The 248-nt window shown below is 66.5% G+C and carries 1 pseudogene; it reads left to right on the top strand.

Features of this window, described 5'->3' with window-relative positions:
• Nucleotides 1–248, top strand: a pseudogene (locus IB235_RS24980) (IS66 family transposase); the annotation flags it as partial.

The raw sequence follows: 248 nt of genomic DNA on the forward strand, positions 1-248 counted from the left end.
ATCGCTGCCCGAACACTTGCCGCGCATCGAAGAGGTGATTGAGCCGGACAGCCTGACCTGCGCTTGTGGCGGCTGCCTGCACTGCATCGGGGAGGATGTCTCGGAGCGGTTGGACATCGTGCCCGCCGCCCCAAGTATGCCTGCCGGTCCTGCACCGATGGCGTAACGCAGGCTCTGACCCCAGCACGGCTGATCCCCGGCGGCATGCCGACCGAGGCGATGGTCGCGCATGTGCTGGTCGGCAAGTA

This window comes from Paracoccus sp. PAR01 (assembly GCF_014851995.1).
In the GTDB taxonomy this organism is placed as follows: Bacteria; Pseudomonadota; Alphaproteobacteria; order Rhodobacterales; family Rhodobacteraceae; genus Paracoccus; species Paracoccus litorisediminis.